This is a genomic window from Candidatus Methylomirabilota bacterium, from assembly GCA_036002485.1.
GTDB lineage: Bacteria > Methylomirabilota > Methylomirabilia > Rokubacteriales > CSP1-6 > AR37.
Map to the genome: position 1 here is coordinate 35,872 of DASYTI010000041.1, position 11,062 is coordinate 46,933.

General features: G+C 68.0%; 10 protein-coding genes. 7 read left to right on the forward strand and 3 right to left on the reverse strand.

Going from position 1 to position 11,062, the window contains the following annotated elements:
• Positions 1-14: 14 nt before the first annotated feature.
• Positions 15-1,199: a Xaa-Pro peptidase family protein gene (locus VGT00_04995; protein ID HEV8530751.1), complete on the reverse strand. Its 1,185-nt coding sequence runs from the start codon at positions 1,197-1,199 to the stop codon at positions 15-17.
• Positions 1,200-1,230: 31 nt separating this feature from the next.
• On the opposite strand from VGT00_04995, the gene VGT00_05000 reads away from it, so the two are divergent.
• From VGT00_05000 to VGT00_05015, 4 genes are all read left to right on the forward strand, one after another.
• Positions 1,231-1,917, forward strand: a complete 687-nt coding sequence (locus VGT00_05000; protein ID HEV8530752.1) for a dimethylsulfonioproprionate lyase family protein — start codon at positions 1,231-1,233, stop codon at positions 1,915-1,917.
• Positions 1,918-2,145: 228 nt separating this feature from the next.
• Positions 2,146-3,084 (forward strand): ABC transporter permease, encoded by a 939-nt coding sequence (locus tag VGT00_05005; protein HEV8530753.1) that lies wholly within the window; start codon positions 2,146-2,148, stop codon positions 3,082-3,084.
• 9 nt (positions 3,085-3,093) lie between these two features.
• Entirely contained in the window at positions 3,094-3,990 is an 897-nt protein-coding gene (locus VGT00_05010; GenBank protein HEV8530754.1) for an ABC transporter permease, read from the forward strand.
• Positions 3,983-6,031, forward strand: coding sequence for an ABC transporter ATP-binding protein (locus VGT00_05015; GenBank protein HEV8530755.1), 2,049 nt, complete (start codon positions 3,983-3,985; stop codon positions 6,029-6,031). The genes VGT00_05010 and VGT00_05015 overlap by 8 nt, the downstream gene beginning before the upstream one ends.
• On the opposite strand, the gene VGT00_05020 is transcribed toward VGT00_05015, so the two are convergent.
• Both VGT00_05020 and VGT00_05025 read right to left on the reverse strand, forming a co-directional pair.
• Positions 6,021-6,623, reverse strand: coding sequence for an urea carboxylase-associated family protein (locus tag VGT00_05020; protein HEV8530756.1), 603 nt, complete (start codon positions 6,621-6,623; stop codon positions 6,021-6,023). The genes VGT00_05015 and VGT00_05020 overlap by 11 nt on opposite strands.
• Before the next feature lie 156 nt (positions 6,624-6,779).
• Complete coding sequence (locus VGT00_05025; protein ID HEV8530757.1) at positions 6,780-7,601, reverse strand: DUF1989 domain-containing protein; 822 nt, start codon at positions 7,599-7,601, stop codon at positions 6,780-6,782.
• A 154-nt stretch (positions 7,602-7,755) separates the two neighbouring features.
• On the opposite strand from VGT00_05025, the gene VGT00_05030 reads away from it, so the two are divergent.
• The 3 genes from VGT00_05030 to VGT00_05040 all read left to right on the forward strand — a co-directional run.
• The gene (locus tag VGT00_05030) at positions 7,756-9,027 is read left to right on the forward strand and encodes a branched-chain amino acid ABC transporter substrate-binding protein (GenBank protein ID HEV8530758.1); all 1,272 of its coding nucleotides are present in this window, start codon (positions 7,756-7,758) and stop codon (positions 9,025-9,027) included.
• 236 nt (positions 9,028-9,263) lie between these two features.
• Positions 9,264-10,202, forward strand: a complete 939-nt coding sequence (locus VGT00_05035; protein HEV8530759.1) for a branched-chain amino acid ABC transporter permease — start codon at positions 9,264-9,266, stop codon at positions 10,200-10,202.
• 140 nt (positions 10,203-10,342) lie between these two features.
• Positions 10,343-11,062: branched-chain amino acid ABC transporter permease (locus VGT00_05040; GenBank protein ID HEV8530760.1), on the forward strand; the 720-nt coding region annotated here is incomplete at its 3' end.

The window sequence follows — 11,062 nt, forward strand, 5'->3', positions numbered from 1 at the left end:
GTTCTCCCTTTCCACTAAAGTAGCTTCGCGTCGTAGGGATACGCGCAGATCAGCTTGGGCCCGTCTTTCGTCACGAGCACCTGGTCCTCGAGCTTGACGCCGAAGGGCGCGCCGACCTTGCCCGCATAGCACTCGAGGCACAGCACCATGTTCTCCTTGAACTCGCGCTGGGGCATGATTCGCCGCGGCCCCCTCGTGTCGTCAGGGTAGGGAATGCCGGGGCCTTCATCCTCGAGCCCCGCCTGGTGCACCATGGTCGGATAGCGCTGGGCCGCGTACGCCTCCGGCAGGCGAGGCGCCTTGCCCGCGAACTCCTTGAAGGTGATCCCCGGCCTGACGAGCTCGTGCATGCCCATGACGCAATCGTAGGCGACGCGATACGCCTCCTTCTGCTCGGGCGTGGGATGGTCGCCACACAGAAAGGTCCGCGAGACGTCGATGATGTAGCCTTCGTAGCCGTGGGCATCGGTGTCCACGCCGACCAGGTCACCCGGTTGCACCGTCTTGTCGGTGGCCTCGGTCAGCCATGGATTGGTATTGGTGCCCGAGGAGACGAGCCGCGTGAAGAGGCCTTCGCCGTGGCGGCGGAGGAGGGCATCGCTCAGAACCGCGAGCAGCTCGTACTCGCGGATGCCGGGACGAATGGCTGCCTCGAACTCGGCCAGGACGGCGTCGCCGATCCCGCCGTTGATCGCGAAGAGCTGGACTTCCTCCGGCGTCTTGACCTCGCGCGCATCGACGCTCGCCGGGAGCACCTCGACGATGGGTATCTTCTCGTCCTGGAGGGCGAGGAAGCCGGTGGTGTCGAGTCTGTCGACGGCGAGGCGCTCGTGCTCGAGGCCGAACTCGGCGAGGGTAGCGCGAATCGAGCGCGCCCACTCGCGGGCCTTGTCGCGCGCGGCGAGCCCGCCGTACTGCCACGTGTAGGCCGGGCGCACGTCGGCCACGACCTTCTGGGAGACGTGGACCGAGCCCTTGTACTCGAAGAGAATGGGCGCGCCCTCGGCCGGGACGATGCAGTAGCGCGCGAAGGTGCCGGCCGTCCACACCCCCATGACGTCCGCCCCCGTCGCGTAGCGGATGTTCGCCGTGGTATAGAGAAGCGCGACGGGCAGATCGTGCCGCTTCATCATCGTCTGCAGGCGCGCGAGCCTGCCCGCGCGGAGCTTGGGGAAGTCGATCTCGCTGCGGTTCGGCATCGTGAGCTCAGGGGCGCGGGAGTGATCGAGCATGGGCCAGAGCATAGCGCATTCTGATCGGCCTGAGAGAGGGGCCATCCTGCGTCGATTCCTGATCGCCCTGGAGAGCGCGCTGGCCGCCTCGGCCGCCGGTGACCAGAGCACCGCGGCGCCGCTCGGCGAGTTCGCCCGCCTCACGCGCTCGATCGACGCGACGAGCCGCTGGCCGGGCCGCAACGTCTCGCTGGAGCGTCTCCCCGTCTGCCGGTTCTGGGAGAGTGCCCTGGAGGCGGGAGTGGGCGGTCCCGCGGAGCCACTCATCTCGGCTCTTCGGGAGCTCGGGCCGTCGCTATCGTGGGCGCAGAACCCGAACTACCGGCGCCACCCTCCCGGTCCGACGTTTCTCGACAACTACGGCTACGCCGTCATCGTCGGACCCGCCGACGGACCGCCGGCCATCGCGGTCGATCCGCGCCTGGCCCTCGGCGTGCTTCTCCTCGGGCCGGGGACCCATTACCCGCGGCACGAGCATCCGGCGATCGAGATCTACTTCACGCTCACCTCGGAAGGGGAGTGGTGGAAGGGAGCCGGGCCGTGGCGCCGAGAGCCGCTGGCCACGGCCATCTATCACGCGCCGAACGTGCCTCACGCGACGCGCGCCGGCAGCTCGCCGCTCCTCGCGCTTTATCTGTGGAGCGGCAACCTCGCGACTCACGCGAAACTGACTCCTGCTGACTGAGGCTCCGCCGCCGCGCTGCCCCCTCGTTCAACTCAGCCCTCGCCTCAGGGCTTCGCCCTTCAGCTCGAACCGCGGCCCTCTCCCCCGATGGGGGAGAGGGATAGGAACAAGAGCTCACAGGAAGGGAGAATGATTCTCCTCTGTATCCCTCTCCCCCGTGAGGGGGAGAGGGCAGGGTGAGGGGGCGCGTTGACGGCGCCAGCGGACAGGGGTAGGGTGGCCTCCACCGTGGCGCGATTCGTGCTCAAGCACCTGGCTTTTCTGCTCCTCACGCTCCTCGTGGTGTCCTTCCTCGTCTTCACCCTCAACGAGTTTTCCCCGGGCGACGTGGCTCGGAAGATCCTGGGCGCCTACGCGACCCAGGAGCAGGTGGAGATCCTCACCAAGGAGATGGGCCTCGATCGCCCGGTCCTGGTTCGTTACGTCGAGTTCCTCGGCAAGCTCGCCTCGGGTGATCTCGGGAACTCGACCCGCTTCAAGGTGCCGGTCAAGGACATCATCTGGAGCCGGCTGGCCAATACCGCCTTTCTCGCCGCGCTCGCCTTCGCCTGCATCGTGCCCCTGTCGATGCTCCTCGGCATCGCGGCTGGGATGCGCGAATCCTCGCCCCTCGACCGCGCCATCCTGATCTTCAGCACCGTGGTCGCCTCGGTCCCGGAGTTCGCCCTCGGCGTCTTTCTCGCCAGCGTCTTCGTCGCCGCGCTGGGCTGGCTTCCCGGCACGGCCACGCTGGTGGCGGGCGGCGGTTGGTCCGTTGCCTCGCAGCTCGTGCTGCCCGTCGCCGTGATCGTGCTCTTCGACGCCGGCTACGTCGTCAGCATGATCCGCGCGTCGATGATCGAGGTGATGCAACGCCCCTACATCCGCACCGCCGTGCTGAAGGGCATGAGCTTCCGCCGGGTGGTCGTCCGCCATGCCCTCCGCAACGCGATGATCAATCCCGTCACCGTGATCCTCCTGCAGATCAACTATCTGATCTCGGGCGTCGTCGTGGTCGAGACGGTCTTCGCATACCCGGGCTTCGGCCGCATGATGCTCGAGGCCGCGCTCTTCAAGGACATCGCACTCGTCGAGGTCGGCGCGCTGGTGGCCGTCGGGGTCGCGGTCATGACGCAGATCCTCGGCGATCTGGCCTACATGCTGCTGGATCCGCGCATCCGGGCCTGAGGCGCGCGCGTGTCCGTTCCCACCACCGTCGAAGGTCTTCCCGCGGTTCCTGCGCAGGTGCCGCTCGGCTTCACGCGGACCTGGGCGCGCCGTCTCGGGCGTCTCCGCGAGTCGAGGCCCGCCCTGATCGGCGTGGGCATCATCGCCTTCTGGGTGATGGCGGCGGTGCTGGCCCCGGCCATCGCCCCGTATCCGCCCAATGCCAACAACATGGCCGCGCTCGCGCACCCCACCCCGTCGGTCGCTCACTGGCTCGGCACCGATCACCTCGGGCGGGATCTCCTCTCGCGCATCCTGTGGGGCGCGCGGACGGTGCTGACGGTGGCGCCGCTCGCCGTGCTGGGCGCGGCGATCCTGGGCTCGCTCCTCGGGCTGATGGCCGGCTACTACCGCGGCGTCATCGATCTCGTGATCATCCGCGCGTGCGACATCGTGCTGTCGTTCCCCGTGATCATCCTCTACATGATCATCCTGGCCCACTTCGGCTCCTCGGCCCTGAACATCATCGGCGTGCTCACCCTGACCAAGGCCCCCATCATCGCGCGCATCGTGCGAGGCCTCACCATCGAGCTGCGGGAGCGGGAGTATGTGGCCGCCGCGAAGATGCGCGGCGAGTCGCCGCTCTACATCATGCTCGTGGAGATCCTGCCCAACGCGCGCGGGCCCCTGATCGTCGACATGTGCCTGCGCACCGGCTACAACGTCGTGATCATCGGGGCGCTGGGATTCCTGGGCATCGGCCTGCCCCCGCCCGATCCCGACTGGGGCGGCATGGTCAAGGACACCTACGGCATGATGTCGGTCTGGCCGCACATGGCGCTCTTCCCCTGCGCGGCCATCTCCTCGCTCGTGATCGGCTTCAACCTCCTGGCCGTCGGTCTCCGCGAGATCGGCCTCCGTGACTGAAGCGCCGATTCTCGCTCTCGAGAACACCCGCATCTCGTACTTCAGCCGTGCGGGCGAGGTCAACGTCATCCCCGATCTGAGCTTTTCCCTCGCCTCCGGCGAGGCCATGGGCCTGGTCGGCGAATCCGGATGCGGCAAGTCGACGGTGGCCCTCAGCATCGTGCGCTATCTCGGCCGGGCCGGCCGGATCGTGGGCGGGCGGATCGTCTTCGAGGGGCGCGACGTCGCGACGATGACGGAGGGCGAGCTGCGCGCGATGCGCGGGCGGCGCGTCGCCATGGTGTACCAGGACCCGATGGCGAGCCTCAATCCGGTCATGACGGTGGGCCGTCAGCTCGTGGAAGTGCCGGTGCTCCACGAGGGCCTCGACGAGCCGACGGCCCGCGCGCGCGCGCTCGAGATGCTTGCCGAGGTCAGGCTGCAGGACGGCGAGAGCGTGCTGGGGCGCTACCCGCACCAGCTCTCGGGCGGCCAGCAACAGCGCATCGTGATCGCCATGGCCCTGATCGCCGAGCCCGCCCTCCTGATCATGGACGAGCCGACCACCGGGCTCGACGTGACGGTGGAGGCCGCGGTGCTCGAGCTGGTCCGCGAGCTTCGCCAGCGTCACGGCACCTCCGTCCTCTTCATCAGCCACAACCTGGCCACGGTCGTGCGAGTGTGCGATCGGATCGGCGTCATGTACGCCGGCGAGCTGGTCGAGGAAGGTTCGATCCGGCAGGTCTTCACGAATCCGCGCCATCCTTATACGCGCGGGCTGCTCGACTGCCTGCCCTCGCTGGATCGCGACAAGCGCCAGGCCCCCCTCGTGCCCATCCCCGGCCAGGTGGCGCCGGCTCTCGCGCGACCCGTGGGCTGCAGCTTTGCCGCGCGCTGCGCCCATGTCGAGCTCGGACGTTGCACGTCGCAGGCGATTCCCGTCCTGCCGCTGGCCGGTGAGCCGGGACACCGGGCGCAGTGTGTGCGGGCCGCCGAGCTTCCTCGATGGGAGCGCAGGCGAATCGCGGCCGGTACGGTCGCCGAGCGGACATCTGGTGAGGCCGCCGTGAGGATCGACGGCCTCGAGAAGCTCTACGGTCAGCGCCGGGGTATCTTCGGATCGGGGCGCGCGCCGGTCCGTGCCCTCAACGGCGTCGATCTCCTCGCCACGAAGGGCCAGACCCTCGCCATCGTCGGCGAGTCCGGATGCGGCAAGTCCACGCTGGCCAAGGTGCTCACCGGCCTCGAGACGGCCAGCGCCGGTCTCGTCGAGCTCGCGGGCACCGAGGTGGGCTCGGTCCGCGTGGAGGCCCGGCCACTCGCGCTCAAGCGCAGCATCCAGATGGTCTTCCAGAACCCGGACAGCACGCTGAACCCGAGCCACAGTGTCGGCTACGCGATTGGTCGGGCGCTCCGGCGCCTGCGTCGGCTGTCCGGGGGCGACGAGGCGAGCGAGGTCACGCGCCTGCTCGACGTCGTCAAGCTGCCGCCGGACCTGGCGGGCCGCAAGCCCGACCGGCTCTCCGGCGGTCAGAAGCAGCGCGTGGCCATCGCGCGAGCGCTGGCCGGCAATCCCGAGGTGATCGTCGCCGATGAGCCCGTCTCCGCGCTCGATGTGTCCGTGCAGGCGTCCATCATCAACCTCCTGAACGAGATCCAGGCCGAGCGAGACGCCACCTTGATCTTCATCTCCCACGACCTCTCGGTCGTGCGCTATCTCGCCGATCACGTCGCGGTGATGTATCTGGGCGCTGTCGTCGAGTTCGGTCAGGTCGCCGACGTCTTCGCGCCGCCCTTTCACCCGTACACGGAAGCGCTGCTCTCCGCCGTCCCCGTGTCCGACCCGGACGCCCAGGGCGCCCGCATCGTTCTCGAGGGTCCGCTGCCGAGCGCGACCGAGATTCCGCGGGGCTGCCCGTTCAGCGGCCGATGCCCACGCCGGGTGGGCGCGATCTGTGACGAGGTCCCGCCGCCCACGCTGCAGCTCGCGAGCGGCCATCGCATCGTCTGTCACATTCCGGCGGACGAGCTGATGCAGCTCCAGAGCGCTCCTACTCGATGATGAAGTGGGCCTCGGTGGTCCGCCCCGTCCGGCCGTTGATGGGCAGGATGTCCTGCGGACAGGCGGAGAACGCGACGACCAGATCGATCTCCGCGCGAAAGACCGCGTAGCTCCCCGGCGTGGAGACGGGCTCTCCCCACGCGAGGGTCCCGTCGGCCGTCCAGGGAATGTTCATGAACAGGTTGAGCGGCGACGGCGTCGCGGGGACCGTGATGCCGAGGCCCGCGAGTCCCGCGTGCAGATTGTCCCGGCAGTTGTCGTGATGGCCTTCGACCCCGAGCAGGCGGTAGCGCGGAACGTCGCAGGCCGCCATGAGCGTGTCGTGGGCGCCCCCCGAGGTATCCTCGACCAGCGTCAGGATCGGACGCCGCTGGTTCGTGAGGAACGTGTCGCCCACGGCGGCCCGCAGCTTCATGAACCACGCGCGGCTGGCCTCCATCGACATCCACTCCGTGACGTCGCGCGCGCTGAACGCCCACGTGTCGACCACCTGCGTGCCGTGGGTATTGATGATCTTGACGCGCTGGCCGGCGGCCATCCGCGCGGCCGCGCCGCGCCGGGCGGGGATCGTGAGGAGCTGCGTGGTCGCCATCGGTCCTTCCTCCTTGCTCGCTCGCGGCTAGGTAGCTCGGAGGAGGGCTCCGCCCCCCTTCCGAAGCCTCCCCCCGAACCGGTTGCGCCGGCGAAGCCGGCGCTCGAAGCGGAACATTCCTGCTCGCGAGAATCTGGCGATTACTCGGACAGACTCCTACCCGTGGCGGAGGCCGTGGTCTCCGCGATAGTCCGAGACCGCGGGAGAGCGCCAGCCCGCGAGCAGCGCCAGGTCCGGCCGCCAGATCTCCACGCCGAGCGGGCGGCAGGTGCGGAGCGGATCGCCCGCCTCTTCCCCCCACATCTGCACGGAGAGATCGCCGTGGGGACAGGTCGAGATCGCGCAGAGCACGTCGATCTCGGCGAAGAACTCGATGAAGTCCCCCTTCTTGGCCGGGCTCGCCTTGACGAAGTAGCGGTCGTCCGCGGTCAGGCCCGTGACCTGGAAGATGTTCAGGACGTCGTGGACGTCGAGCTCGGTCAGGCGGTACGGGGCCACCGCGCGCACGAGGTTGGAATGGCAGCAGAGGTCGAAGTCCTCGCCGTTGAGCATCTTGTGGACGTAGGGATCACAGCGCGTGCCGAGCAGGTCGTGGCACCCCGCCCCGTCCTCGTCGCGACCGTAGCGGATCGTGTCGTTGGTGATGGTCAGCATCGGCCGGAGATACGGCAGGCAGGACCACAGCCGGTCGTGGGTGGTGACGTGCGCGCGGTGGAGCTGCTTGGTCCGCGCCGCCCAGAAGCGCTCGCGCGGGTTGGCGAGGTTCCACGCGTTGAAATCGGCGACCTGCGGACCCTCCACCGCCACGATACGGAAGATTTGACCCGCCCGCACCGGCCAGGCCCGGCCCGAGCGCATGGGGACGATGAATTGCTCGACGGGCGTCCGTGCTGACCCCGCCAGGCGGTCATAGAACTGGCGATCGACCTCGATCGGCGAGCCCGGCTTCGGTTCGTAGATGACCCGCGGTGGCGCCATGCGATCCCCTCCAGTTGACGCCCCCCAGGATAGCCCAGGAGGCCTTGCAAGAAACCCCTTGACAGGATGCCCCCGAGTCTCCAGCATCCGGCCAAGCTCGGGGCTGATCCGCAGCAACTGCTCACGCCGCACTTTCACGCGGAAGGGGGACGTCATGTGCAGGTGGAGATGGCTGGGAATATTCTGGGGCGCCGCGCTCGCCGTAGTGGCCACGATTCCGATGGACGCCACCGCTCAGCAGTGTCCGAAGGGCAAGCTTCGCATCTACACCTCGTGGCCGATGCAGGGGGCGATGATCCCCGAGGGCACGGGCATGAAGAACGGCGTCGATCTGGCGGTGTCCGAGGCCGGCGGCGCCGTCGCCGGCTACTGTCTCGAAATCATCAATCTCGACGACGCCTCCCCGCAGACGGGCAAGTGGGACGGCGCGGTCGAGGCGGAGAACGCGAACAAGGCGGTGGCCGACCCGCTCGCCATCATCTACATCGGGACCTACAATTCCGGCGCGGCCAAGGTCTCGATCCCCATCAACAACCGCGCCCACATGGCCCAGATCACCCCGGCCAACACTTATCCGGGGCTGACCAAGAAGCAGGGCGCCGCGCCGGGTGAGCCCGAGATCTATCGACCGATGGGGTTTGTCAACTACTTCCGCCCGGTGCCGGCCGACGACATCCAGGGCGCGGTCGGCGCCAAGTGGGCGAAGCGCCTCGGCGCCAAGAAGGTGTACGTCCTCAACGATCAGGAGCTGTACGGCAAGGGGATCGCCGACGTCTTCGAGGCCACCGCCAAGAAGATCGGGCTCGCCATCGTGGCCAACGAGGGCATCGACTGGAAGCAGCCCGACCAGAAGCCCGTCCTGACCAAGGTGCGCGCCTCCGGCGCCGACCTCGTCTACATGGGCGGCGTCATCGAGACGGGTGCGCAGGTCATCATCCGCCAGATGAAGGAAGTTGGGCTGGTGGCGCCCCGGGTGCGGTTCATGGGGCCGGACGGCCTCCTCGAGGAAGAGCTGCTCAAGGGCGCGACCTGCGAGGTGGCCATGGCCACCGAGATGCGGGTGACCTTCGCCGGTCTTCCCTTCGAGAAGATGAAGGGGATCGGGGCCAAGACCTACGAGGAGTACAAGAAGCGGTTCGGGAAGGAGCCCACCGCCTACGCTCTCTACGCCGCGGAGGCGGGCCGGGTCGCCATCGACGGGATCAAGCGCGCGGCCTCGGCGATCGAGCGCGCCAAGGACATCACCGAGAAGCGGGAGGCGGTGCGCAAGGCGATCTCGACCACCAAGAACTTCGACGGGATCAACGGGAAGTGGAGCTTCGACGCCAACGGTGACGTCGACTACGACACGATGTCCGGCTTCAAGGTGGTGAAGGCCGACACCCCGATCGGCTGCAAGTTCCAGTTCGAGTCCATCCTCGAGTAGGGTCCGGGGAGCTTTGGGAGGAGCGTTAGCCGAGACTATTCATCAACGTGGCTCCGTCTGCCCCCTCACCCTCCCCTCTCCCCCGATGGGGGAGAGGGATTGGAGTCTGGCGGACTCTTTTCGGATCCCTCGCCCCCGGAGGGGGAGAGGGGCAGGGTGAGGGGGGGCATATGATGACGAACACGCGTTCATGAATAGTTCAGGCTAGCGCTCTTCCCCGAGCCGAGCCGACTCACTTGAACTGGCACGAGGTCCTGATCCAGCAGACGATCAACGGGGTCACCCGCGGGGCCGTCTTCGCCCTCATCGCCCTCGGCTACACGATGGTCTACGGGATCATCGGCCTGATCAACTTCGCCCACGGCGATGTCTTCATGCTGGGCCTCTTCATCTCGCTCAGCTACTTCACCTTGCTCGGCATCGCCACCACGCTGCACGGCTGGCACCTGGTCGCCGTCCTGCCTCTCGTCTTCCTCCTCACCATGCTGACCACGGGGGCGATCAACGTTGCTATTGACCGCGTGGCCTACCGTCCCCTCCGCCACGCGTTTCGGCTCGCGCCGCTGATCACCGCGATCGGCGTCTCGTTCATGCTCGAGAACCTCGCCCTGATCTGGAAGGGCCCCGCCCCGATCGCCTACCCCGATCTGTTCCCGTCCGTGGACATTCTCCGGGAGTGGGTCGGCATGGAGTCGCTGCTGTTCATCACGACCAAGGACGTCCTGGTGCTGGCCACCACCATTCCCCTCATGGTCGCGCTCCAGTACTTCGTGACCCGGACACGGTGGGGCAAAGCGATGCGGGCGACCGCGCAGGACAAGGAGACCGCGCTGTCCATGGGGATCGACGTCGAGAAGACGATCATCCTGACCTTCTTCATCGGGGGCGCCCTGGCGGGAGCAGCCGGCCTCATCCAGGGCCTCTACTACAACATCGGGATGTGGTGGATGGGCTACCAGGCCGGCCTCCGCGCCTTCACGGCGGCGGTGCTGGGCGGCATCGGGAGCATGCCCGGGGCGGCCCTCGGCGGCCTGCTCATCGGCTTCCTCTCCGCGTGGAGCGACCAGTACATCTCGGCGCGCTGGACGAACGCGATCGTGTTCTCGATCCTGATCCTGGTCCTGGTCTTCCGACCGCAGGGACTCCTCGGCGAGCGCTCTCCGGACAAGGCATGAGAAACAGAGACCAATGGTTGTCCCGTCCGCCCGCATGAGTGATGCGGTGGGGGGGTCTGGGGGAGGAGCGGCGCCGCCCCCCCCAGATCCGGATCGATCGTGATGCGATCGCGGTCAGCGGCGCACGTATGAGCAATGCGGTGGGGGGGTCTGGGGGAGGAGCGGCGCCGCTCCCCCCCAGATCCGGAACGATCGACTCTCGCCTGCGCCCATTTCCCGCGGCCCTCCTCCTCACCGGCCTCATGGTCTACCCGTTCCTGGACCACTTGCTGCATGCGCAGACCGTCCACGCCGTGACCGACGCCATGATCTATGTCCTCCTCGCGCTGGGACTGAACATCGTCGTCGGCTACGCGGGGCTCCTCGACCTGGGCTACGCGGCCTTCTTCGCCATCGGGGCCTATACCATGGGCCTGCTCAATTCCCCCGTGCTCGGCTCGCCGCTGTACGGACATGCCTGGAGCTTCTGGGTGGTGATCTGGATCTCGGCCCTCGTGTCGGCGGGCCTGGGCGTCGTGATCGGCGCTCCAACTCTCCGGGTCCGAGGTGACTATCTCGCCATCATCACGCTCGCCTTCGGGGAGATCATCCCCGTGGCCATCCGGAATCTCGGGGACATCACGATCGACGTGGGCGGCTGGCGCCCGGTCGAGCGGCTCAACCTGACCGGCGGCGAGAACGGCGTGAACCCCGTCGGGCGGCCGTACCTGCCCGGCGTACCGTTCGAGACCGATCCCGTGCCCTGGTACTTCCTGATCCTCGTCATCGGCGCCCTCTCGCTCTGGGCGATGAGCCGGCTCCAGGACTCGCGCCTCGGCCGTGCGTGGATGGCGATCCGCGAGGACGAGACGGCCGCCGAC